This window comes from Treponema sp. OMZ 798, assembly GCF_024181385.1.
Taxonomy (GTDB): Bacteria; Spirochaetota; Spirochaetia; order Treponematales; family Treponemataceae; genus Treponema_B.
Genome location: NZ_CP051305.1, coordinates 955241 through 979498 on the forward strand (window position 1 = coordinate 955241; position 24258 = coordinate 979498).

Sequence of the window (24258 nt, forward strand, 5' to 3'; positions counted from 1 at the left end):
AGTAGTGTGTATTTTTTTGTAAATTAAAGCGTAAAACCCAAGTTAAAAGCTTAGGTTCTTTGAATAAAGTTTTGTTTTATTATAATATCTATTTTGATAAGGAAAAATAAACTTTCATCTGAGGATTTTTAAACTCGTTAAGGAAATCAACAAAATAAAAGTCCTTTGGACGGTCTGTGTTTATAATAATTATTTTCTAAGGAAAATAAAGTTTTATCTGAGTGTTTTTAAACTTTTTAAGGAAATCAACGATTTAAAAGTCCTTCGGACGGTCTGTGTTTATAATAATTATTTTCTAAGGAAAATTAAAATTTATCTAAGTATTTTAAACTCGTTAAGGAAATCGACAAAATAAAAGTCCTTCGGACGGTCTGGTAATTATTATAATTATTTGTTAATGAAAATAAAATTTTAGCTTTATAGTAAAATTGTTGATTTTTTAATTTAATGATGAAAAGCTGTATAGGTTAAAAAATAAAGTCTAATTGTTAAGAATAAGCTTATAATTTTAAGATAATATTATTTATAAAAGTTTAGTTTTGTAAATAATAAAGCTTCATAGTAAAATTTTAAGTTTTTTTATTTATTAAATATAGTAATAAAAAGCAAAATAGTGTAAAATTAAAAGCATAATTGTTAATATAAGCGATTAAATAAACTAAAAGTGTCTAACACCCGCTTCAACCTGACAAACGGGACTGAGCCCGTTTGCAGGTTAAGCGAATGTTAGACAGACACGCTTTGCGTGCAAAAGGATATAATTATAAAAAATGAGCAGATATGAAAATAAATAAACATGATGTAATTTTTGCTTCTCAACCAAGTAGATTTAATATATTTTTACAAGTATACATATATGTAACCTATATTTTTTTGACTTGTATATATATAAATATTTATTTTATAAACGATATGGCAAGCAAATTAAACGATATTATTGGATGCTTTCTTGGCTCATTAATACTTTTATTTATAATTTTATTTACACCAATAAATAATCATTTGACTATTACAAAAAATGAATTGATTATATTTATCGATCATATTATTCAAAAAAGAATTTATATACCTTTTTCTATAATTAAAGGATTCAGGTTGCATTCCATGTTTCAATTCAGATTAGGCGAAGTATTTATTCTAAATATAAAGCAAAATAACTTAATTTTAAAGTATTATTTCCATGAGCTTTCAAACAATACCATTAACCAATTTTCGCAAATGGATTTTGCTGAACTATCAAAAGAATCGAAAGAAGAAGTACCTGTTATTTATAAATATGGATTATCAATAAAAGGTTTTTTAATTTTATTGCATTATTTTGTTGCAATAGTTATTGCTAGTATTATCTTTTAATAAATAAAATCATCTAACACAGTTTGCAAAACCAAGAAAAGAGATAATTCTGTTTGCAGCTCAACCGCATGTTAGCCGGATGGTTTAATAAACGATTAACTGCAATTTTGAAAAATTGAGTGTGTATTTTCTGTAAATTAAAACTTAAAAGCTTATGTTCTTTGATTAAAGTTGTGTTATAATATCTACTTGGATAAGGAAAATAAGCTTTTATCTTAGGATTTTATAACTCGTTTAGGAAATCGACGAGTTAAAAGTCCTTCGGACGGTCATGGTGATTATAATAATTAACTTAGTGAGGAAAATAAAGTTTTAATTTTTGATTTTTAAGGATTTAGTAATTAAAAAGCTGTATAGGTTAAAAAATAAAGTCTAATTGTTAAGAATAAGCTTATAATTTTAAGATAATATTATTTATAAAAGTTTAATTTTGTAAATAATAAAGATTTATAGTAAAATTTTAAGTTTTTTTATTTATTAAATATAGTAATGAAAAGCAAAATAGTGTAAAATTAAAAGCATAATTGTTAATATAAGCGATTAAATAAAATAAAAGTGTCTAACACCCGCTTCAACCTGACATTGCGGAGAAGCCGCAAATGCAGGTTAAGCGAATGTTAGATTGACCTGCCTACGGCAGGCAGGTGCGGAACCAATCAAAGCATTCTTTCGACGAAAAATAAAAATAATTGCAATGAAAAAAAAACATTGCGAAAGGATGGTTGAAAGATGAAACAAAAGAGGTTAGTTTCAATGTTATTAGTTGCAGCATTATGTACTACATCATTGTTTGCAATTGATCTGAGTGTTGGTGGTGGTATTGATTTTACACATGCCACAAAAAAAGCAGAGATTGATACAGGGTGGTTTAAGGTTAGCCCTAAAGCAACTGGTAATTTTTTTGGTGTAAAATGTTTTTTTGATGCACAATATGTTTTGGGTACTCTCGGTTTTAGCTTTGGTAGTAGTGAAGTTACTCCTTTGGTATCTGGAATTAATATGAGTTACTTTAATATGGCTTTTTTTGGAAAATATCCATTTACAGTTGGTATTGCAAAGATTTATCCCCTGTTTGGATTTGATTTAAATTTTAATATTTCTTGTAAAAAAGATGGAGAAAATTATAAAGAGAATCTTGATTCAAGTTATAATTTTCATCGACATTATGTTGCATTTGGTGTTGGATCAGATGTTTATGTAAAAGAAAGATTATTTTTAAAGCCTAGTTTATTACTTGGATTTCAGATGAATAAAAATATGGGTTCAGCAGCAACGAAAGAGAGCGGTTTTATGTTTAACCTTGGTTTTAGTGTTGGATATAAGTTATAGTTATAACTTTACAGTTTTGCATATAAAAAGTTCCGTAAAATATGCAAAACTGTTTTTAATGGAAGTTTAATATAGTCAAAGTATATAAAGGAAATCGAAAAAATGTGTTAGTTTTTGTTGGAAAAATAAAATCTAACACTCGCTTCAACCTGACATTGCGGACGAGCCGCAAATGCAGGTTAAGCGAATGTTAGGTTGACGTGCCCATGGCACGCTAAATAAGACTAATGTATGTTTTCTAAATTTTATACCTCAATGAAAGGTAAGGAGATTTGTAAGGTGAAAAAAATAATATTAACTATTCTAATCATTTTTATGGTCTTTTCCGGAAATATATCTGCAGAGGATTTAGACAATCAGGAAAAAACCATAAGTATCAATTTTGATTTTACCAGAAAATTCGGCTTAGCAAGCAATCAATTTGCTGTATGGGTTGAAAACGGAAAAGGTATGCTCGTAAAAAATTTATTTGTTACGGATTTTACAGCCGGAAAGGGTTGGGAAAAAAGACCTGAAAGCCTGCCTTTATGGAGAAAAGCTTTAAAAGCAGCCGGAATAGACGGAATAAGCAGTGCAACTCCTAAATCGGAGAAGGTTCAAGCTGTAAAAGAAACTGGCATAGACGGAATAAGTAGTGCGACTCCTAAATCCGGGAAGATTCAATTGGAATGGGATATCAAAAATGAAAATGGAGGACTTGTAGGAAAGGGAACCTATAAAATATGTATTGAAGCAAATATAAAATGGGAAAATACCGTATTATTTACATGCGAGATAAAAATAGATGATAATATCACGCTAGGTGAAATTACCGAAAAAATATCGGGCAAAGGTTATGATAAACAAAAACTGATAACTAATGTAGAAATAAAATAAATTTGACTTTCAGGAGATAATCATGAATAAAACTGCCATCATCTACGCTTCGATCCATCATAAAAATACCGAAAAATTACTAACAGGAATTTCAAAAGAGATAGAAATCGATATCTTTAATGTTAATAAAATAAAAGAAATAGATTTTTCAAAATATGAAACAATAGGTTTTGCCTCAGGAATATATATGGAGAAATTTCATCAATCAATTTATAAATTTTTAGAAAAACACAAAGCAGATATACCTAAGAAAACTTTTGTACTTTGTACCAGTGGAATTGGAAAAGGACGATATGCAAAAAAATTCTTTTCTTATTTACAAGACAAAGACTTTGAAGTTTTAGGAGCTTTTGAATGTAAGGGCTTCGATACCTACGGCTTATTTAAATTCTTCGGCGGTCTAGCCAAAGGACATCCCAATACTACGGATATTGAGAATGCCGTTGAATTTGTGAAAAATATTGGGGCGAAAATGCTGCTGTAAGTGGAAAATTTCTCAATGATTATTTATATTCACTAGCTTATTATAACTTTAATATAAGTAATGTAAAGAAAAAAGTAGTTAATATAATGTATTTATATTATGCGAAACGTAATTATAAAAAATTATTATAATAACCTAACACCCGCTTCAACCTGACAATTGTTTTGTCACGAAAGTTGCTTAGGGCGGTCGCTGCTTGCGCAGCTCCCTTTTTTATGCAACTTTCGCGCCAACTTTGCCTTAACGCTTCGCGTCGGCAAAGGCACAAATGCAGGTTAAGCGAATGTTAGACAGATGCCTAACGGCACAATTAACTGCAACTTTGAAAAAGTAGTGTGTTTTTTTTTGTAAATTAAAGCGTAAAACCCAAGTTAAAAGCTTAGGTTCTTTGAATAAAGTTTTGTTTTATTATAATATCTATTTTGATAAGGAAAAATAAACTTTCATCTGAGGATTTTTAAACTCGTTAAGGAAATCAACAAAATAAAAGTCCTTCGGACGGTCTGGTAATTATAATAATTAACTTGGTAAGGAAAATAAAACTTTTATCTAAGGATTTTTAAACTAGCTAAAGAAATCGACGAAATAAAAGTCCTTCGGACGGTCATGGTGATTATAATAATTAACTTGTTAAGGAAAAATAAAGTTTTATCTTAGGATTTTATAACTCGTTAAGGAAAACAACAAAATAAAAGTCCTTCGGACGGTCATGGTAATTATTATAATTATTTGCTAAGTAAAATAAAATTTTAGCTTTATAGTAAAATTGTTGATTTTTTAATTTAATGATGAAAAGCTGTATAGGTTAAAAAAAGTCTAATTGTTAAGAATAAGCTTATAATTTTAAGATAATATTATTTATAAAAGTTTAGTTATTGTAAATAATAAAGCTTCATAGTAAAATTTTAAGTTTTTTTATTAAATATAGTAATAAAAAGCAAAATAGTGTAAAATTAAAAGCATAATTGTTAATATAAGCGATTAAATAAACTAAAAGTGTCTAACACCCGCTTCAACCTGACATTGCGGAGTAGCCGCAAATGCAGGTTAAGCGAATGTTAGACGGATGCCCTACGGCACGATAAACTGTAACTTTGAAAAATAGGGTGTGTTTTTGTAAATTAAAGCTTAAGACTCGAATTAATAGCTTAGTTTTTTGAATAAAGTTATGTTTTATTATAATGGCTACTTGCGTAAGGAAAATGAGACTTTTATCTAACCATTTTAAAACTTATTAAGGCAGTCAACGAAAAATATGACACTTTTTCATTCTCTTAAACTCAAAAACTATATGAAAAGATAAAATCTTATTTATAAAAAAATAGTTTGAATTATTAATAGATGATTTTTTTTATAAAATATTGTATACTATGAAAAATGGAGGGTTCCTATACTATTTTATGATATATAAAAACAATAATTCATTAAACAACACAGTTGATATTGTTCCAATGGTAACCATTTTTATTGAAAAGGAGGATAAAATTTTGATGTTGAAACGGGCTCCAACAAAGAAGATCGCCCCTAATAAGTGGGCTGGAATTGGCGGACATATTGAGAAAGAAGAATATAAAACTCCAATGAAAGCATGTCTAAGAGAATTGGAAGAAGAAACCGGTCTCATAGTAAATGATTTAATATATATAAACCTTAAATACTTAATTATACGGAACGTAAAAGATGAGATATTAAGAGAGCAGTATGTTTATTTTGGAAAAACGGACAAGAATCCTTTATTTTATGAATTCTCGGAAGGTAAACTGGAATGGATTGATAAAAGTAAAGTAATGACTCTTGAAATGCCAATGACATGTGAATATATACTAAAACATTATTTTGAAAGTGAAATCAGTAAGAGACTGGAAGTTGGCGTTGCAACATATTTTAACGGGAAAGAAAATATACTTTGGAATGAAATGCTGGATTTTGATAATTACAAAGGTAAAAGCGTCTAACACCCGCTTCAACCTGACATTGCCTTTGAGGCAATGCAGGTTAAGCGAATGTTAGGTTGACACCGCTTTCGCGGTGCTAATTGGAAATATAATATGTGTAGTCAAATTGAAGTGCTTCATTTTGGATATCAATGTCCATGGGTTGATCAGACAATAGAAAATTTGGAAAAATATACTAAGAATGAAAAAATATTGTTTAATACATTAGATGTTAGTATGAACAGACATGATAGAAAAATTGTTTTTCCATTTATGATAGCTGTAGATGGTCAAGTAACGACAGGCTCTCCTGTATATCCATCAAATGTTAGTGATTTACTTAAAAAAGAATACAATGGTTTTGTAAAGAATGAAACTGATATGCAAGATGATGATTTGGATATTATTCGAAGTTTAGATAGTTATACAATTGATGATTCAATAAGAGTATGTTGTAATAATGAAAAAATAAATTGTAGGAAAAAACCGTGGTATTTACAAAACTCTGATTTTTTCTTTGGCTATGTTGGTTATAAAAACAATAAGCCAGTATGCATGATTGATATTATCGAATCAGATAAGTTCAGTTGTTTCGATACAATGCAGTGTAACAAAATAATACATATTTTATGTGTATATAGTAATGATAAAAAATATAATTATATAAAAAGTATGTTTAAAATGATTATACCTGAATTATCTGGCAAGTATGATGGAATGCAAATAATAGTTGCTGAAAATAGTTGTTATCCCAATGGGGACATTGCGTTATTTGAAAATATAGGTTTTGTTAAAATAAAAGATCTTGGTTCTACATATCTGTTGAAAAAAGGATATGATAATATTTTTTTAATGTTCAAATTGTTAAGATGATAATTGTATTATGGAATATTCTATAGGGGATTACTAATATGAATAAAATAGTTGTCGATTTTGAGAAAAATTAACATAGCTTCTTTCGATAGTCTTGAGGATATTTTTTGTGACAATATAAAAATATATCTACCAAACACAACAAAAGTTTTCGTATCAAAAAAGAAGTATATATAATTTAATAAAAAATATCTCGGGTGCTGGTATACTACAATTAAAGAATATAATGAATATGAAGAGTATATAATAACTACAGTTCTTATTGAAAACTCAGTAGAGAAGATAAGCTTTTATGTTACATCGTATTTTAAGATTGATGATTACAAGGTAAAAGAGATTAAAGAGTATTGAGGCAATAATGGAGAGTCACCTGTGTGAAGAATAAATGAGAAATTATCAGAGCATACTGATAATCTAACACCCGCTTCAACCTGACATTGCGGAGGAGCCGCAAATGCAGGTTAAGCGAATGTTAGACAGATGCCTTACGGCACAATTAACTGCAACTTTGAAAAAATGGTGCGTGTTTTTTGTAAATTAAAGTGTAAAACCCAAATTAAAAGCTTAGGTTCTTTCGAGTAAAGTTGTGTTTTATTATAGTGACTACTTGGATAAGGAAAATAGAACTTTTATCTGAGAATTTTAAAACTAGTTTAGGAATTCAACGAGTTAAAAGTCCTTCGGACGGTCTGGTAATTATAATAATTACTTTCTAAGGAAAAATAACTTTTATCTGAGTGTTTTTAAACTTTTTAAGGAAATCGACGAGTTAAAAGTCCTTCGGACGGTCTATGTTTATAATAATTGCTTTCTACGGAAAATTAAAATTCATCTAAGTATTTTAAACTCGTTAAGGAAATCAATAAAATAAAAGTCCTTCGGACGGTCATGGTAATTATTATAATTATTTGCTAAGTAAAGTAAAATTTTAGCTTTATAGTAAAATTGTTGATTTTTTAATTTAATGATGAAAAGCTGTATAGGCTAAAAAAAGTCTAATTGTTAAGAATAAGCTTATGATATTAAGAGAATATTATTTATAAAAGATTAGTTTTGTAAATTATAGTTAAATAAATAGTTTTTAGTATATGCGTTAAGTAATATGAAAGTTATATATGCAAATAATAAAGCTTTATAGTAAAATTTTAAGTTTTTTATTTATTAAATATAGTAATAAAAAGCAAAATAGTGTAAAATTAAAAGCACAATTGTTAATATAAGCGATTAAATAAAATAAAAGTGTCTAACACCCGCTTCAACCTGACATTGCGGAGGAACCGCAAAGCAGGTTAAGCGGTAGTTAGACGGATGCCTTACGACACGATAAACTGTAACTTTGAAAAAGTAGTGTGTATTTTTTTGTAAATTAAAGCGTAAAACCCAAGTTAAAAGCTTAGGTTCTTTGAATAAAGTTTTGTTTTATTATAATATCTATTTTGATAAGGAAAAATAAACTTTCATCTGAGGATTTTTAAACTCGTTAAGGAAATCAACGATTTAAAAGTCCTTCGGACGGTCTGTGTTTATAATAATTATTTTCTAAGGAAAATTAAAATTTATCTAAGTATTTTAAACTCGTTAAGGAAATCGACAAAATAAAAGTCCTTCGGACGGTCTGGTAATTATTATAATTATTTGTTAATGAAAATAAAATTTTAGCTTTATAGTAAAATTGTTGATTTTTTAATTTAATGATGAAAAGCTGTATAGGTTAAAAAATAAAGTCTAATTGTTAAGAATAAGCTTATAATTTTAAGATAATATTATTTATAAAAGTTTAGTTTTATAAATAATAAAGTTTTACAGTAAAATTTTAAGTTTATTTATTAAATATAGTAATAAAAAGCAAAATAGTGTAAAATTAAAAGCATAATTGTTAATATAAGCGATTAAATAAACTAAAAGTGTCTAACACCCGCTTCAACCTGACATTGCGGACGAGCCGCAAAGCAGGTTAAGCGAATGTTAGAATGACACGCCATAGGCGTATGTAAGTAAAGGACAAATTCATGAACAAAATTAGAAGATCTGTTATAGACAATAATAAAGTTTCAAAACTTTTATTGTTTAGTTTAGGAGGATTTTCACAAAAGGTTTTAATCGAAGGTAGATGTGATGATTTACCAATATTAATAACATTACATGGTGGTCCTGGGACACCAATTCCTTTTTCTGTAGGTTGTAGAGGGATGTTTCCACAATTTACTGATAATTTTATAATGGTTTATTGGGATCAGCTTGGATGTGGAATCAATAACCACGAAATTGATAACCATTTCACAATTAATCATTTTGTTCAGATGACATGCGATTTAATTGATGCTATAAAAAAAGAATTTCCAAGTAATAAATTGTTTATATTTAGTATGTCGTGGGGAAGTATATTAAGTTTATTAGTATCTGAACAAAAAACAGAATTAATTGATGGTGTCGTAGCTTCAGGACAAATTGTAAAAAATATTTTCTATAATGAAGAAGTATATAATGCCTTAAAGGAAAATGGTATTTCAGAAAAAACAATGAATAAGATAAAAGATACAAATATAAATAATGTAAAAAGTAAAGATTTGCAATTAATATCTAGTTTGTTAAGAAAAAAGACGAATGCGTACAATAATAAAAAATCAAAAACCAATGAAGTTGGAAAAATTATTTTAGGTTTATTTCAATCGCCTGATTATAAATTTAAAGATTTCAAAGCTGTGATTATAAACGGATATAAAAATAATATTTCCTTATGGAAGGAAATTCTTCATATTAATTTATCTGAAAAGTTACAGAAAGTAAATATTCCATATTTTATTCTACAGGGAGAGACAGATATAGTTGCATCTACAAAAATCGTAAAGGAGATTTGTGAAAGTATAAATAATAGAAATTTACAGTATAAAATAATAAAAAATTCAGGACATTTCCCAAGTAAAGAAATGATGGATGAACTTTTTAAACTATTATTAAGTATGAAAGGATAACATTCTAACACCCGCTTCAACCTGACATTGCGGACGAACCGCAAATGCAGGTTAAGCGAATGTTAGATTGACCTGCCTACGGCAGGCAGGTGCGGAACCAATCAAAGCATTCTTTCGACGAAAAATAAAAATAATTGCAATGAAAAAAAAACATTGCGAAAGGATGGTTGAAAGATGAAACAAAAGAGGTTAGTTTCAATGTTATTAGTTGCAGCATTATGTACTACATCATTGTTTGCAATTGATCTGAGTGTTGGTGGTGGTATTGATTTTACACATGCCACAAAAAAAGCAGAGATTGATACAGGGTGGTTTAAGGTTAGCCCTAAAGCAACTGGTAATTTTTTTGGTGTAAAATGTTTTTTTGATGCACAATATGTTTTGGGTACTCTCGGTTTTAGCTTTGGTAGTAGTGAAGTTACTCCTTTGGTATCTGGAATTAATATGAGTTACTTTAATATGGCTTTTTTTGGAAAATATCCATTTACAGTTGGTATTGCAAAGATTTATCCCCTGTTTGGATTTGATTTAAATTTTAATATTTCTTGTAAAAAAGATGGAGAAAATTATAAAGAGAATCTTGATTCAAGTTATAATTTTCATCGACATTATGTTGCATTTGGTGTTGGATCAGATGTTTATGTAAAAGAAAGATTATTTTTAAAGCCTAGTTTATTACTTGGATTTCAGATGAATAAAAATATGGGTTCAGCAGCAACGAAAGAGAGCGGTTTTATGTTTAACCTTGGTTTTAGTGTTGGATATAAGTTATAGTTATAACTTTACAGTTTTGCATATAAAAAGTTCCGTAAAATATGCAAAACTGTTTTTAATGGAAATTTAATATAGTCAAAGTATATAAAGGAAATCGAAAAAATGTGTTAGTTTTTGTTGGAAAAATAAAATCTAACACTCGCTTCAACCTGACATTGCGGATGAACCGCAAATGCAGGTTAAGCGAATGTTAGATTGACGCCTATCGGCGCGAAAGTATAAAATACTTATAAATTATGGACAAGAAAAACAAAAATTGAAATGAATTTAGAAAGGCCCGCGAAATGAGTGATATGATAAAAAAAGAGTCTATACCTGTTATTGAGAATGATTGTGAACTTTGCAAATTAAATAAGAATGACAAAAGATGGTTATTATTCGAAAATACAGAATGGATAGTGTTTTTATCAGATAAGCAGGATTATATAGGAAGATTATTTGTCCTTTCTAAGGAACATATACAAAGCTTATGTGATTTAACGATTAATCAGTGGATTTCGTTGAAAAATATAATTAATTCATGTGAACTAATGTTAAAAGTGGAATTAAATGCAACTATGTTTAATTGGACATGCTTGATGAATGATGCCTATAAGTCTGATAATCCGCAGCCGCATTTACATTTTCATATTAGACCAAGATATTCAAATCCAGTCAGTATATTAGAAAAGCAATATTCAGATAATGAGTTTGGTCACCATTATTTAAATCACAAAAGCAGTTTGCTTTCTAGCAGTGAAATAGATGCTTTGTTTCGATTTTTGAAAAAGAAAGTAGCTTATTACTTTTAATCTCATATGATTAAAACCTCCTTGTAAATGATTTTACACCCGTTTCAGGCGCTTTTTTTAGTTAAAGCGATGAGTAATATGATTGAAGAAGCTGGAGGAGTAGATACTAATAAAGCTAAAGAAATAAAAGCAGAACGATTATTTGGAATAGAATTTGATAGGCAAATCTTTACGTTAGCTTGTGTTAATATGCTAATACACAAGGATGGTAAAACAAATTTAGAATTACTAGATTTCAGAACATATGAAGTTGATTCTTGGATTACTTCCAAACCTATTAATAAAATCTTGATGAATCCTCATTTCGAGTCAAAATACGGTTGTTTAGATATTTTAAAGAATACCCTCAATAATCTAAAAAAATGGTACTTTAGCCGCAATTATACTTCCAGATAAAAAACTGGAAAAAGAATCTAAAAAGAAGGTTAAGGAGTTATTGAGTAAAAATAGAATTCATAAAATAATAAAATTATCAGAAAAGTTAGATGATTTTATCAATTATTTTCAAGAGAAAATTCGAAAACAATGACTTATATAAGGATTAAAATTACATTGTTTTGCAATGAGCTTTGGAGAAATGTGTTAACCTTGCTTTTGTAAAACCTAATACACTTTCGACTCAATCGTTAAGGGGAGATTAAAACTAGGAAATAAAGTAGAATAAGTTGCTCTGGAAAAAAAGCGGGGGAACTTATACGGATAGGAATAAAAAGTAAAAATCTAAAATTTAAAAATAGTTTGAACAAAAGAAATGCAGACTATTTTTAAATATGTATTAGAAAATAATGCATAAAAAATTGAGCTAAAATTATGTTTTGGTTTTGAAAAGAAAATCTAACACTCGCTTCAACCTGACATTGCGGACGAGCCGCAAATGCAGGTTAAGCGAATGTTAGATTGACCTGCCTAAAGGCAGGCAGGTAATGGAACCAATCAAAACATTCCTTCGACAAAAAATAAAATAATTGCAGTGAAAAAAAGGACACTGCAAGAAGGAAGGATTTAAAGATGAAACAGAAAAAAATAGTTTCAATGATTGGAATGCTTATATTATTACTGATAAGCGTTGTATTAGTTGTTGGTTGCTCGACAGTAAGACCTATAGAAACAACAGCACAATTTCCAGCTGATGGAAGTAAGTATGTTATATTAGGTAGAGTAGAGTACAAAGGTAAATTGTCAGGATCCGGAGGTGGATACACAAAATTGCTTGAAGTTGCAAAAGAAATGTATCCTAAGGCTGATGATGTTGTTAATGTAGTCATTGATGGACGAGGAAAGAAAGGTAATTATGATTACATAATTCTTTCAGGTATAGCAATTGACTATGTTGAAGTAAAGTAGAATATTCATAGGAATAAAAAAGTAGTTTACATATAAAAGTTCCATAAATCGTGTAAACTACTTTTTAACTATGCATTTAAAAATAATTTAGTAAATAAATCTAACACTCGCTTCAACCTGACATTGCGGAGTAGCCGCAAATGCAGGTTAAGCGAATGTTAGAATGACGCTTCGCGCGGAGCAAAAAATAATATTACAATCATATGGACTGGGAAAATATTTAATTTCTGATAAAATTAGCGGCAAAATGGACAATTTTATAAGAAAATGATTTTTCGTTATATGATATGTAAAAGTAGAATGATATTCTATGGACAATTAGATAGTATTTATAATGATTTTATTATTGGTGACTATGTAATTATTTCAGTTGTTATATTATTTGATTGTCTTGAAACAAAAAGCGTTATAACATGCGATTAAGATAGTTAAATGGTTACAGTGGATATACTTTATAGGCAACTTGCAATATTTGTTGCCGATATGCCTAATCCTTATAATAAATGGTCATCAAAATCCCTTAATCAAGGTTTCGCATACCGGAAAGGATCTGTTTCATTTGATACAATTGAAGACGGTGAGTTTAAAATATTTATCAATGAAAAAGATAATTTAAAGATTAATGATATAATTCGAAAAATAATTGTTCCGTTAAAAACCAAAAATGGTTTTGAGCTTGGGTCAATTATTTCCACGATTAAAATTGATGCAAAACCAGGAGATTATTCAATTGAATATAGTCTTTATAAAAATAAAATAATTCATATCCAAATACGAAAAGAAGTTATCAGCCCAAAAATACTAATAATGCAAGATAAAGATGATATACAAGATATAGAACTTTTTTTGAATGAAGAAAAAGCTTAAAAAATATTCTAACACCCGCTTCAACCTGACATTGCGGGCAAGCCGCAAATACAGGTTAAGCGGTAGTTATGTGGACGCCCTACTGGGGCGCATGGTGGAAAAAAAGAAAAATATTCGCTGCAAAAAAGTAATCAAAAAAAATGAATTGAACTTTAGGGCAAGGGCGAAGAAGCATTTTACAATAGGTATGTTTAATGAAAAAAAGTATCATATTATTAAGTATATTTATATTTTCACTCTTGGTTTTACATGCAAAAAGGACTCCGCCTCCAGAAGTTCCATCGATAATTCATAATGGATACGAGTATATTGCAAATTATTCAGATGGAATTTTTAAGGGAACCGGTCAGATGATTATTAAATCTATTAAAGACTCAAAAATAAAGAAAACAATATCAATTTATTCAATCTGGTATAATCCGTTTTTAGAAAAAGATGTTCAATGGATTTTTATTAAAGAAACAGAATTGATTGATAATGATACGATTCGTATTTATAATGAAAATGATGAAATTTTTGATTTGGAATTAATTAACTATAAAGTTAAGAAAATAAAGAAAATCACATAACACCTGCTTCAACCTGACATTGCGGACAAGCCTTGTTGCAGGTTAAGCGTTAGTTAGATGGATAAAAATAGGATAAAATTTTGGAAAAAAATGAATTAATACAACGGGTAAAAGAATATACCTATTATCTTACAGATGACTATTTGGAATAAGTATGCAAAGACTTGTTGCAAATTAAAGATACAAATCTTTTCTTCGAAAAATGTTATGAAAATAATGCTATTTATGCATCGGAAAGCCCTTGCCCATTCATTTGTGATTCGGTAACTCATTCACATAAATATCGAGAATTAATATTAAAAAAATATGAAAATGATTGTATTTATAAATTTTGTGAAAAAATGCTATTTGATTCTTCATATATCAGACGAAGAGAAGCATTAATTATAATCTGTGATACCTTAAATATTCATAGAATAACATGTAAAAAAGTACTGGAAGATTATTTTCTTTTTGTAATAGAAAATGATCCGCTTCTTTTATATGATTATATAATGGAATTTACGTGGTTATATGCTTATGAAATCAGAATTAAGAAAAATCTCTATTCAAAAATCTTAAAACTAAATAATGAATATGCTAATCTTATATTATTAGAAACTTTAGATGATTTATCCGTACCTTTTTTTAGTAAGAATGGATTATTAAAATACAAAATTTTATCAAAATTAGCAAGGAATCAAAGTAGATGTGTAAATTCATTTGCTAAAAAAATGAAAAAGAATATGATTATTAGAGATTATAAGAAACAAATTGAAACAAAAAAATATATTTTAGAAAATGGAAGATTGGAATTTAGTAATATAATGTTCATGAATAAAATTGTAAACTATAATAAAGATGATTTTATAAATTTTTATTTGGATTATGTAAAGAAAAACACCTAACACCCGCTTCAACCTGATATTGCGGACGAGCCGCAAATGCAGGTCAAGCGGTAGTTAGACAGATGCCTTACGGCACAATTAACTGCAACTTTGAAAAAGTAGGGTGTATTTTTTTGTAAATTAAAGTGTAAAACCCAAATTAAAAGCTTAGGTTCTTTGAATAAAGTTTTGTTTTATTATTTATCTACTTGGATAAGTAAAAATAAGCTTTTATCTAAGTATTCAAAACTTGTTAAGGAAATCAACAAGTTAAAAGTCCTTCGGACGGTCATAGTGATTATAATAATTATTTGGAAAAAGATAAGAACATATAAAATAAATAAAAATTCTGAGAAAACGGCCGTTAATCCACTTGTTTTTTTTCATATTTTAGGTTATATTTTAATTGTGGGATTTCCCACTAAAAGGAGTTTTGTTATGCCTACAATAGCAGTAAAATCCTATGACGCAAAAATTGACTCAAAAAAAAGAATTACATTACGAAACGCATCTTACGAATATTTCCATGTAGAAGAGTATGACGACGGCAGAATCTTGCTTGAACCCAGAGAACTTACAAAGCCTTTTCAAGTTTCAGTAAGAACCTTAAAAGTGATGGATTTAAGCATGGAAAATTTCAAAAATGGTAATGTTTCTAACCCCATAGATATTTCTGCCTATGAGGATATTGAGTAATGTTCAACATCAGAATGGGAATTCCCGAAATGAAAGAATTTTGGGATGATCTGGAAAAGAAAATAAAAAATAATGTTGCTTCTAAAAAAGAAGTTATTTTATTCAAAAAACTGGTAAGTTGTTTTAAGAAACTTGCTTTAGATTCGAAATATCCAAGTCTTTGTACTCATGATATTGAGGTGCTGTCCAAAAGATATGGAATAAAAGTTTGGCAGTCATATTTAGAAAATCACAAACCTGCTGCTGGTAGGGTGTTTTGGGTATATGGTCCAAACAAGTCTGATATTACGATAATTGGTCTTGAACCTCATCCAAACGATAAAAAAGACGCATATCAAAAAATTACACTTTCAAGAAAACCAGAAGATGAGAAAAATAGTGTCTAACACCCGCTTCAACCTGACATTGCGGAGGAGCCGCAAATGCAGGTTAAGCGAATGTTATACGCACAACGCGTAGCGTTGGAAAATTTTTAGAAAAAAATAAGCAACTTCAGTGTTTATTAATATATAAAATTATATATGATAATTATGACTGAATGGAGAAAATATGTATTATAAAAATTTATTTATTCCTTTTACAATATTAAATCGCCTAAAAAGAAAAGAATTAAATGTAATTGATTATCCACTTTATTATTATATAAATAAAAATGCTCAAGAAGAAAATTTTAAATATTGTGTAAGAATATTAAATTGGGCCGGTTTTGTAGGATTCGGTTCAAATTTTGCAGAGGCATTTAGCAAAATAGAAAAAACTTTTTATGATTATAAAAAAAATAATATTTTACCAAAACCTTGGGAAAGAAAACCGATTGAGTTTGCAAGTGATGATATTTTATTTGAAAATGAAGAATTCGCCGCTGATTTTTTTGAGAAGATTCTTGGGATAGATTTTTACGAAGGATTTTTTGCTGATGAAGTAACAATAGAATTAATATTATTTCCATGGTGTAAAAAAACTCCAGAAGATGTTAAAGAAATTATAATTAAAAAAACAAAAGAAAATTATGGTGTAGATATTAGTAATATGTATGATAATGCAATTGCAGATATAATTATATTTATTAAAAATAATATGAAATGAATTTTTCTAAAATAAAAAGAAAATGTATGTTACGTTATTGCTTAAAAAATATATAATGGAAATGGAGAATTTTTTTGTAGTAAGAACGTCTAACACCCGCTTCAACCTGACATTGCGGAGTAGCCGCAAATGCAGGTTAAGCGAATGTTAGATTGACATGCTGTCGCATGCAAATAAATAATATACGGATATAAAGTCACTATGGAAAACAATTCGGAAATTCTGTATAAAAATTCAGAAAAAATTCATACAACTGAAATGGGTATTGAGCGAATAAAACGTAATCTTGATTTAAATACCCAAGATGTTGTTGAATGGTGTAAAAATAAAATTCTTGATAAGAGAAGTTTAATAATCAGAAAAGGAAAAAATTGGTATATAAGTATTGACGATATTATGATAACCGTTAATACATACAGTTATACAATAATCACAGCCCATAAGAAAAAGGTTATATGACAATAAAAGAATTTGAGAATAAATATTGGTACATGAGTGAACTCAAGGCATTAGCAAAATCGCTTGAAATTCCTTTTGATACAAAAATACGAAAGGATCAGCTTGAAGAGGTGATCATTCAATTTTTAGAAACAGGAACTGTAAATAAAAAGAACAGTTATCGGAGTAAAAGCCGGAATAAGGATATATTGAATAATCATAGTTATGTTGAAAATTTTAGCAATAAAAAAGAAACATGGGAATTCATAAATAGTGAAATGGATAAACGAGTTCGGGGATTAAAGCCGAAATCAGGGGCGAAATATTGGCTTAATCGCTGGATTGAAAATAAACTTTCTAATTGCAAAAAAATAACATATAATGATGTCATTTGTGAATATATTCGTTTAAATAAAACTGAAGGAAAACTTCCGCAAATCCCGTCCTGTAAATTTAATAACTTTATAAGCGATTATCTGGTAAATGAAAAAAATGCAACACGAGAAGAGGCTTTGCAAGCATGGAATAGGCTAAAAGATATGAAGGCAAAAAAAGATTATATAACATGGAAAAAGAATAAAAATACATAGAAAATTTCATCTAACACCCGCTTCAACCTGACACTTGTTTTGTCACGAAAGTTGCTGGAGGCGGTCGCTGCTGGTGCAGCTCCCTTTTTAATGCAACTTTCGTGCCAACTTTGCCTTACGCTATACGCTTCGGCAAAGGCACAAATGCAGGTCAAGCGAATGTTAGATTGACCTGCCTTGTGGCAGGCGGGTACGGAACCAATCAAAGCATTCCTTCGACAAAAAATAAAATAATTGCAATGAAAAGGACATTGCAAGAAGGAAGGTTGAAAGATGAAAAAGGCTCTATCTGCTGTTTTAATGTTGGTGATGTTGGCATCAATACTATCAAGCTGTGTAACGAAAACTCGTGTTACATTTAACACTGATACACCGGGTGCTGATGTGTATATTAATGGCGAATATATAGGAAAAACTCCTGTTTCAAAAAAATTAAGTAATGCTGTATGGGAAGATCCTGATATTCTTATAAAAAAAGACGGTTATCAAGATATGCACTTCAGTGTTCAAAAGGAAGTAAAAACGGTAAATCTTATTTGCGGTTTATTACTATGGTGGCCGTCATTATTGTGGGTACATGGTCCCAAAGGACAGCAGTATTATATGCTTACTCCTATGAATAGATAATGCAAACAAGAATAACAAAATATATTTTTATATTGATTATAAGTCTTGTATTGATTTCATGTGAAGGACGGTCAGTATTATACGGACGCTGGAAAAGCGAAGAAAGAGATTTGATTATCCGTAAAAATACGTTTGAATTGGTATTTCACAAATCTGATACCATTATGTGTTTACAGGGAAGTATTGATATAAAATCGAGATATTTTATTATGAAGTTTGAAAAATATGTTACGCAAGATGGTGTCGTAAGTGATTTGCAAGGAAGCGAATTATATGGTCATACTGAAAAAGTAACGTATAAAGTAAATAAAGAATATCTTGAAACTTATATTGATAATACTGGAAAGACATACAGATATAAAAGATATACTAATGAATAAAAAAATGTAGTATTTTGTATAATTAAGGCTGTTGTGTACAATATAAGTGTATGTAGTAAGTAAGTTCCGTACTTAAAACATACACTTTTATTTAAAAATAAAATAAGATATAATTAGAAGTGAAAATGCTTACAGGGTGTATAATCTAACACTCGCTTCAACCTGACATTGCGGAGTAGCCGCAAATGCAGGTTAAGCGAATGTTATGTGGATGCACCAGTGGTGCACGATTCTATATTGATATATATTATTAAAATGATATAATAACAGTTGAGGTAATTATGACTTGTTCGCCATTACGATATCCAGGAGGTAAATCGAAATTATATGGTTTTATCGAAGCAATTATTGCTAGTCAAGATAAAAGTATAAATACATATATTGAACCATTTGCAGGTGGAGCAGGTATTGGCATTTCTTTGCTTTTAAATGAAAAAGTTGAAAATATTATTATAAATGATTTGAATAAAGGTGTTTATTCATTTTGGAGGGCTATTTGTACAGAGACGGATAAATTTCTAAGTCTTTTAGAAAAAACTTCTATAAATAAAGAAACCTATTTAATACAAAAAAACATATATCAATCTTCAAATAAATATTCCTTAGAATATGGATTTTCAACATTCTTCTTAAATCGGACAAATTATTCAGGGATACTTGATAGTGGACCTATTGGTGGTATGGAACAGACCGGAAATTTCAAGATGGATGCACGCTACAATAAAGACATTCTTGCCGAAAAAATAAAAAAAATATCAAAATATAAGCATAATATCAAAATATACAATAAAGATATCATAATTTTTAATAATACTATTGTAACTAAAACAAATAATGCATTTGTTTATTATGATCCACCATATTATATAAAAGGTAAAAATTTGTATACAAATTTCTTAGAACATACGGATCATATAAATATTCATAATTCTATAAAATCTGTAAAACAACCTTGGATATTGACTTATGATAATGCGAGTGAAATTGCAAGTATCTATAAGGATTCAAAGGCTTATGAGTTTACATTATCCTATTCTGTGAATTCGAAAAATGTGCGTAAAGCAACGGAATTAATGTATATGAGTGATTCAAATTTTATAAAAGCTATTCCAACTACTATTCTTAATAAGATAAATTTAAAAGAGAGGAGATAAAGATGGATATTGTTAGTCAGGTATCAAATCAAGATTCTTTGGTAAAATTGGTACAAAAAGGAAATGAAATTGGAAGAATATTTTCAATTGATTATGAGAATGCCCTTGTATTGACAAATGATATGTGGAAAAGAAAAGTAAATGGTGTTCCTCAAAATTCTTTTTTAATTGCTACAAACATAAATCCTGACAATTATTCAAAGCAAGCTCCCTTTGATAAAGAGATTATTCTTCTTAGGGTTATAGGTTCATGCAAATTACCTCAAGATGATGATAATATTAGAACAAAACTTGATTCTATTCAGGATGCAACTTCTTTTGTAGATAATACTCAAACATTTGATAAGCTTACACAAAATATGCTTCAGTTCAGTGGCTTAGAATGTAGGGTTCTTGGAACTTTCTATATGAAAAATCAAGAATTACAACTTGGTTCTGACATTGAGAATTTTTCAACTTCTTTGACACAAAGAGTTTATTTACCTAAGGGAGATGCACTAAATACAATTGTAAACTATGTAGATCCAATACGAAAAAACAAATCAAAAGAAGATTTTAAGAATCTTGGAATAACAAGTGAAGTAAAAACATTTAAAATAGGAACGGTCCGCTATACATCATCAGATAGGTTACAACGAAGTGATACAGAAATTAAAGTACCAGTTGAAATTCAACCTTCAGATTTTTTATCTCGAAGAACTGCTGTGCTTGGAATGACAAGAACAGGTAAATCTAATATGGTGAAGCAAACAGTTTCTGTTGTAAAAGATATTTCGAATAAATCGAATTTTCCTATAGGACAATTAATTTTTGATATAAATGGCGAATATGCAAATGCTAACAACCAAGATCATGGTGCAATTTCTGATATTTTTAAAAGTGATTGTGTTCGTTATCGTATGATAAAAACTGAAGGATTCGAATCTTTGCTTATTAATTTCTATGAACAGCTGGAAGACGGTTTCCTAATTATTTCCGATAAAATAAATGAAGAAAAAATAAGTTCTGCTCAAGATATAAAAACTTTTGCCAATGGAATGTCATTTGAAAAACCTGAAACTGGGGATTTAAGTGGTAGTAATCGTTATAATGTTAAGATAACAATTTACAAATGTTTATTAAAAGTTGCCGGCTTTGAAACTGAAAATACTACTAAAATTTCATTTAGTGCAAATCCTAAAATTAAATGTATACAATCGTTTGGTAAAAACATAAATGAATACGCACTTGGACAAGGAAAGACACAAGCAGAAGTTGAGAATGAATTAAAAAAGATAAAAGAACCCATTAGTATAAATGATGCTCTTTTCTGGTTTATTAAATTACGAGAAAATGCCCAGAAACTTGCAGATTCTATAAATAAAGAAAATAAAGGTTCAGAAATAAAAAAATTATGGTATGAGGTATTGCCTTCATCTTCAAAAGATAAATTATGGCTTGATGATGTTGATATTGCAATGCTAAACATGATTGTTAAAAAGAATTCAACAGGTACAGCAATGTTTGGTTATAAAGCTTTATTGTCTTCAAAAGATTATCATACTTCATCAAGAAATTCGGATGTTAAAGAAGAAATCTATAATCATTTAGCTAACGGTAAGATTGTTATACTTGATTTATCAGTAGGGAAAGCTAATCTCAGAGAAAAGATAAGTCAAGATTTAGCCAAATATATTTTTAATAAATCAATGGATATTTTTACAAATAATCTCACTCCTCCAAATATTATGATTTTTATAGAAGAAGCTCATAACCTTATAGGTAAACGTATGGAGTTAACTGAAACTTGGCCCCGCGTTGCAAAAGAAGGGGCAAAATATAAAATAGGTCTTGTTTATGCAACTCAAGAAGTGTCATCTGTGCATCCAAATATATTGGCAAATACAGAAAACTGGTTTGTAACTCATCTTAATAGTGAAAATGAGATACGTGAACTTGCCAAATTCTATGATTTTTCTGATTTTAGTAAATCTCTTATACGAGCCCAAGATGTTGGCTTTGCTCGGGTAAAAACACTTTCAAGTTCATTTGTTGTTCCAGTTCAAATTGATAAATTTGATCCTGCTCAATGGAGATAATAGATGCCATACGAAAAAGAAATCGCTAATAAAACATCGCATATAGATATAGTCAAAAATCCTGACGTTCAAGATTTTTTGAAAAGATGTCATAAAATAGATTATCCTGAAGATAAAGAGAAAAAAACAATTTCTCAGATTTTTTCAAATCCATGGAAATCTCATTTTAAAAAACCGCAAAATATTATTTCAATAGATGGAAGTCTTTACGAGTCAAGTATAACAGAAAAATTTCCAAGCAGAAAAATTGGATTTATAAAAATTGGAGTTGTTCTTTTAAAATGTGAATTACTTGAAAATATGAGGCAAGATGCTCCATTTATTGATCCATTCGAAGTTGCAAAATTTAAGGAGAATAATGAATCTTATACATTAATTCTTCCAAGCGCGAATATTGTATATGATAATTGTGAAGATGTTCAAGAAAGTTTCAGAAGGGCTTTAGATGAACAGTTTGATAAATTTCGTTCAGAAAAGAATAATTCTGACTCAAGTCTTCGAATGACACTTTTTAAGCTTGCTTCATTTTCAGAAGGAAGTTCATCTGAAATTATAAAACTTTCCAAATGTCCATGCTGTGAAAAGTATGAAAATATTGTTGTGTCGTATGCAGAAATCAAGAGTAAAGGGTATTCAAGTTGCCCTCATTGTGGTAAGCCTTTGTATGTTACGGATATTCTGCGAGTTTGGGAACAAGTAGAAGGCATGATATCAAATATTTCCGCAATGACAAGAACAATGAATGTAGTAGAAAGATTAATTGCTATACATTATATTCGCACAATTGTTGAAAAGTCCCCTGAATCATATACAGAAGCATTAGAAAATATTTGTTTTTTCATAGATGGACCTCTTGCAATTTTTGGTGAACCAGCAAAGTTACATTCCTGCATTATGAAATATTTAGAAAAGATTAATATAGAAATGAGAAAGCATGGAAAAACAGATATTTTGATGATGGGAATTCAGAAAAGTGGCGCCGTAAATGATTTTTTTGAAAATATAAAAGAATTTGTTCCAAATAATTCTATTTATTCACTAACAGATGATTATAGAGATAAATATATAAATTTCGAAAAAAAGCCAAAATCAAGTAATACATATGGTGCTGAAACATATTTTGGGCAGGATTTTTTATATAAAAGCAAATCTGGAAAAGTATTTGTTTTTAATGCTCCTTATCCATGGTTAAGTAAATCATCTGTTCAAAATTTCTCTTTGGAAAAAGCAAATATAATGAACTATAAAAATATTGAAGTTTATACGAATCTATTAAACGATTTTGAATGTGAATTGTTTGAAAATTCTCTTATTCCAACGGTTTTGGCTCATAAATATACGGCAATTAGCTTGGCTCCAGGAAGTAAAGTATTAGATTTACTCGCTAAAAGTAATATTCTGAATCAAGGAGCTCCTTTATTTGATAAGAAAAGCACATAACACAGTTTTCAAAGCCGACAACGCAGTCGAGCTGCGTTGCGGTTTAAAACAATGTTAGATTGACCTGCCTTGTGGCAGGCAGGGACGGAACCAATCAAAACAGACTTTCGACCAAAATAAAAATAATTGCAATGAAAAAAGCATTGCGAAAGGAAGGTCGAAATGAAACAAAAGAGATTAGTTTCAGTGATTGGCGCATTAGTTTTAATAATTAGTGCAGTAGCGTTAATTAGCGGTTGTCAACAGGCGAATGGTAATCAGAATAATACTAGCAGTGATTGGAGGCCTGTTTCAAACAAAAGTGATTTAGTTGGAACATGGAAGGCAATCGTTTCAGGTTCTGGCGTTGTAGAGAAAAAAATATTCTATGTGGCTTCTGATTTTTCTGGTTATTTTAAAATAGATGCGGATTATTCAATGGCAGATGCCTCATTCTTAGCTTCTGTAGGTGATGTTATATCAGGGCTGGAAGGTATAGGATTTATTGTTGTCCATGATCCGGAAAACAAGACAATCATTGCAACACAGAATTTTACATCTACAGATTTACAAGAAATGGTTTCGTTGATTAAATTGAATTCATCAAAAACGAAGATTAAATTTACTGCTGGTGAAAATTCAGTAGAATATACAAAGCAATAAGAAGTGATTAACCGATACTGATGAATAGCCCACTAAATAAATAGTTCAATTTTAGTGGGCTATCAAAAGACAAAAAATAAGATTAATGATAAAAT

At 29.1% G+C, this 24258-nt stretch carries 25 protein-coding genes; all 25 read left to right on the top strand.

The genetic code is table 11. The features are described 5' to 3' along the window. Positions 1 to 780 precede the first annotated feature (780 nt). The 25 genes from E4O07_RS04400 (at position 781) to E4O07_RS04520 (ending at position 24163) form a co-directional block, all read left to right on the top strand. On the top strand, positions 781 to 1353 hold the full coding sequence (locus E4O07_RS04400; protein ID WP_253687598.1) for a hypothetical protein: 573 nt from the start codon (positions 781 to 783) through the stop codon (positions 1351 to 1353). A gap of 729 nt (positions 1354 to 2082) precedes the next feature. Further along, positions 2083 to 2682: a hypothetical protein gene (locus tag E4O07_RS04405; RefSeq protein ID WP_253679541.1), complete on the top strand. Its 600-nt coding sequence runs from the start codon at positions 2083 to 2085 to the stop codon at positions 2680 to 2682. Positions 2683 to 2961: 279 nt separating this feature from the next. After that, positions 2962 to 3558, top strand: a complete 597-nt coding sequence (locus tag E4O07_RS04410; protein WP_253687601.1) for a DUF2271 domain-containing protein — start codon at positions 2962 to 2964, stop codon at positions 3556 to 3558. A 22-nt stretch (positions 3559 to 3580) separates the two neighbouring features. Further along, positions 3581 to 4042, top strand: a complete 462-nt coding sequence (locus E4O07_RS04415; RefSeq protein WP_253687602.1) for a flavodoxin domain-containing protein — start codon at positions 3581 to 3583, stop codon at positions 4040 to 4042. 1400 nt (positions 4043 to 5442) lie between these two features. After that, positions 5443 to 5997 carry an NUDIX domain-containing protein gene (locus tag E4O07_RS04420; protein WP_253687603.1) on the top strand — a complete coding sequence of 185 codons (555 nt, stop codon included), beginning with the start codon at positions 5443 to 5445 and terminating at the stop codon, positions 5995 to 5997. Between the two features lie 93 nt (positions 5998 to 6090). Then, positions 6091 to 6849 (top strand): hypothetical protein, encoded by a 759-nt coding sequence (locus E4O07_RS04425; RefSeq protein WP_253687604.1) that lies wholly within the window; start codon positions 6091 to 6093, stop codon positions 6847 to 6849. A gap of 2009 nt (positions 6850 to 8858) precedes the next feature. Continuing rightward, on the top strand, positions 8859 to 9821 hold the full coding sequence (locus tag E4O07_RS04430; RefSeq protein WP_253687605.1) for an alpha/beta fold hydrolase: 963 nt from the start codon (positions 8859 to 8861) through the stop codon (positions 9819 to 9821). A gap of 174 nt (positions 9822 to 9995) precedes the next feature. After that, positions 9996 to 10595, top strand: a complete 600-nt coding sequence (locus E4O07_RS04435; RefSeq protein WP_253679541.1) for a hypothetical protein — start codon at positions 9996 to 9998, stop codon at positions 10593 to 10595. 284 nt (positions 10596 to 10879) lie between these two features. Continuing rightward, the gene (locus tag E4O07_RS04440) at positions 10880 to 11386 is read left to right on the top strand and encodes an HIT family protein (RefSeq protein WP_253687606.1); all 507 of its coding nucleotides are present in this window, start codon (positions 10880 to 10882) and stop codon (positions 11384 to 11386) included. Positions 11387 to 11464: 78 nt separating this feature from the next. Beyond that, entirely contained in the window at positions 11465 to 11782 is a 318-nt protein-coding gene (locus E4O07_RS04445) for an N-6 DNA methylase (protein WP_253687607.1), read from the top strand. Between the two features lie 612 nt (positions 11783 to 12394). Further along, positions 12395 to 12730, top strand: coding sequence for a hypothetical protein (locus tag E4O07_RS04450; RefSeq protein WP_253687608.1), 336 nt, complete (start codon positions 12395 to 12397; stop codon positions 12728 to 12730). 432 nt (positions 12731 to 13162) lie between these two features. Continuing rightward, the gene (comJ, locus tag E4O07_RS04455; RefSeq protein ID WP_253687609.1) at positions 13163 to 13597 is read left to right on the top strand and encodes a competence protein ComJ; all 435 of its coding nucleotides are present in this window, start codon (positions 13163 to 13165) and stop codon (positions 13595 to 13597) included. Between the two features lie 194 nt (positions 13598 to 13791). Then, entirely contained in the window at positions 13792 to 14166 is a 375-nt protein-coding gene (locus E4O07_RS04460; RefSeq protein ID WP_253687610.1) for a hypothetical protein, read from the top strand. 167 nt (positions 14167 to 14333) lie between these two features. Next, on the top strand, positions 14334 to 15053 hold the full coding sequence (locus tag E4O07_RS04465; RefSeq protein ID WP_253687611.1) for a hypothetical protein: 720 nt from the start codon (positions 14334 to 14336) through the stop codon (positions 15051 to 15053). A gap of 417 nt (positions 15054 to 15470) precedes the next feature. Further along, complete coding sequence (locus tag E4O07_RS04470) at positions 15471 to 15728, top strand: hypothetical protein (protein ID WP_253679563.1); 258 nt, start codon at positions 15471 to 15473, stop codon at positions 15726 to 15728. Continuing rightward, complete coding sequence (locus E4O07_RS04475) at positions 15728 to 16114, top strand: hypothetical protein (RefSeq protein WP_253687612.1); 387 nt, start codon at positions 15728 to 15730, stop codon at positions 16112 to 16114. Before E4O07_RS04470 ends, E4O07_RS04475 begins: the two co-directional genes overlap by 1 nt. A gap of 163 nt (positions 16115 to 16277) precedes the next feature. Beyond that, positions 16278 to 16814, top strand: coding sequence for a hypothetical protein (locus tag E4O07_RS04480; protein ID WP_253687613.1), 537 nt, complete (start codon positions 16278 to 16280; stop codon positions 16812 to 16814). 201 nt (positions 16815 to 17015) lie between these two features. After that, on the top strand, positions 17016 to 17273 hold the full coding sequence (locus E4O07_RS04485) for a DUF3781 domain-containing protein (RefSeq protein WP_253687614.1): 258 nt from the start codon (positions 17016 to 17018) through the stop codon (positions 17271 to 17273). After that, positions 17270 to 17842 (top strand): SAP domain-containing protein, encoded by a 573-nt coding sequence (locus E4O07_RS04490; protein WP_253687615.1) that lies wholly within the window; start codon positions 17270 to 17272, stop codon positions 17840 to 17842. Before E4O07_RS04485 ends, E4O07_RS04490 begins: the two co-directional genes overlap by 4 nt. Positions 17843 to 18115: 273 nt before the next feature. Continuing rightward, positions 18116 to 18469, top strand: a complete 354-nt coding sequence (locus E4O07_RS04495; protein ID WP_253687616.1) for a PEGA domain-containing protein — start codon at positions 18116 to 18118, stop codon at positions 18467 to 18469. Next, positions 18469 to 18849 (top strand): hypothetical protein, encoded by a 381-nt coding sequence (locus tag E4O07_RS04500; RefSeq protein ID WP_253687617.1) that lies wholly within the window; start codon positions 18469 to 18471, stop codon positions 18847 to 18849. The genes E4O07_RS04495 and E4O07_RS04500 overlap by 1 nt, the downstream gene beginning before the upstream one ends. 281 nt (positions 18850 to 19130) lie before the next feature. Beyond that, positions 19131 to 20003 (top strand): DNA adenine methylase, encoded by an 873-nt coding sequence (locus E4O07_RS04505; protein ID WP_016519852.1) that lies wholly within the window; start codon positions 19131 to 19133, stop codon positions 20001 to 20003. A 2-nt stretch (positions 20004 to 20005) separates the two neighbouring features. Beyond that, positions 20006 to 22081, top strand: a complete 2076-nt coding sequence (locus tag E4O07_RS04510; protein WP_253687618.1) for an ATP-binding protein — start codon at positions 20006 to 20008, stop codon at positions 22079 to 22081. Positions 22082 to 22084: 3 nt separating this feature from the next. Beyond that, on the top strand, positions 22085 to 23521 hold the full coding sequence (locus E4O07_RS04515; protein ID WP_253687619.1) for a hypothetical protein: 1437 nt from the start codon (positions 22085 to 22087) through the stop codon (positions 23519 to 23521). A 162-nt stretch (positions 23522 to 23683) separates the two neighbouring features. Beyond that, positions 23684 to 24163, top strand: a complete 480-nt coding sequence (locus E4O07_RS04520) for a hypothetical protein (protein ID WP_253687620.1) — start codon at positions 23684 to 23686, stop codon at positions 24161 to 24163. The last annotated feature ends 95 nt before the right edge of the window (positions 24164 to 24258 follow it).

Coding starts and splice junctions, on each gene's coding strand:
- E4O07_RS04485 (WP_253687614.1), top strand. CDS start 17,016: ATGGAAAACAATTCGGAAATTCTGTATAAAAATTCAGAAAAAATTCAT.
- E4O07_RS04480 (WP_253687613.1), top strand. CDS start 16,278: ATGTATTATAAAAATTTATTTATTCCTTTTACAATATTAAATCGCCTA.
- E4O07_RS04415 (WP_253687602.1), top strand. CDS start 3,581: ATGAATAAAACTGCCATCATCTACGCTTCGATCCATCATAAAAATACC.
- E4O07_RS04445 (WP_253687607.1), top strand. CDS start 11,465: ATGATTGAAGAAGCTGGAGGAGTAGATACTAATAAAGCTAAAGAAATA.
- E4O07_RS04435 (WP_253679541.1), top strand. CDS start 9,996: ATGAAACAAAAGAGGTTAGTTTCAATGTTATTAGTTGCAGCATTATGT.
- E4O07_RS04440 (WP_253687606.1), top strand. CDS start 10,880: ATGAGTGATATGATAAAAAAAGAGTCTATACCTGTTATTGAGAATGAT.
- E4O07_RS04520 (WP_253687620.1), top strand. CDS start 23,684: ATGAAACAAAAGAGATTAGTTTCAGTGATTGGCGCATTAGTTTTAATA.
- E4O07_RS04430 (WP_253687605.1), top strand. CDS start 8,859: ATGAACAAAATTAGAAGATCTGTTATAGACAATAATAAAGTTTCAAAA.
- E4O07_RS04515 (WP_253687619.1), top strand. CDS start 22,085: ATGCCATACGAAAAAGAAATCGCTAATAAAACATCGCATATAGATATA.
- E4O07_RS04400 (WP_253687598.1), top strand. CDS start 781: ATGAAAATAAATAAACATGATGTAATTTTTGCTTCTCAACCAAGTAGA.
- E4O07_RS04470 (WP_253679563.1), top strand. CDS start 15,471: ATGCCTACAATAGCAGTAAAATCCTATGACGCAAAAATTGACTCAAAA.
- comJ (WP_253687609.1), top strand. CDS start 13,163: ATGGTTACAGTGGATATACTTTATAGGCAACTTGCAATATTTGTTGCC.
- E4O07_RS04510 (WP_253687618.1), top strand. CDS start 20,006: ATGGATATTGTTAGTCAGGTATCAAATCAAGATTCTTTGGTAAAATTG.
- E4O07_RS04500 (WP_253687617.1), top strand. CDS start 18,469: ATGCAAACAAGAATAACAAAATATATTTTTATATTGATTATAAGTCTT.
- E4O07_RS04495 (WP_253687616.1), top strand. CDS start 18,116: ATGAAAAAGGCTCTATCTGCTGTTTTAATGTTGGTGATGTTGGCATCA.
- E4O07_RS04460 (WP_253687610.1), top strand. CDS start 13,792: ATGAAAAAAAGTATCATATTATTAAGTATATTTATATTTTCACTCTTG.
- E4O07_RS04450 (WP_253687608.1), top strand. CDS start 12,395: ATGAAACAGAAAAAAATAGTTTCAATGATTGGAATGCTTATATTATTA.
- E4O07_RS04475 (WP_253687612.1), top strand. CDS start 15,728: ATGTTCAACATCAGAATGGGAATTCCCGAAATGAAAGAATTTTGGGAT.
- E4O07_RS04425 (WP_253687604.1), top strand. CDS start 6,091: ATGTGTAGTCAAATTGAAGTGCTTCATTTTGGATATCAATGTCCATGG.
- E4O07_RS04505 (WP_016519852.1), top strand. CDS start 19,131: ATGACTTGTTCGCCATTACGATATCCAGGAGGTAAATCGAAATTATAT.
- E4O07_RS04490 (WP_253687615.1), top strand. CDS start 17,270: ATGACAATAAAAGAATTTGAGAATAAATATTGGTACATGAGTGAACTC.
- E4O07_RS04420 (WP_253687603.1), top strand. CDS start 5,443: ATGATATATAAAAACAATAATTCATTAAACAACACAGTTGATATTGTT.
- E4O07_RS04405 (WP_253679541.1), top strand. CDS start 2,083: ATGAAACAAAAGAGGTTAGTTTCAATGTTATTAGTTGCAGCATTATGT.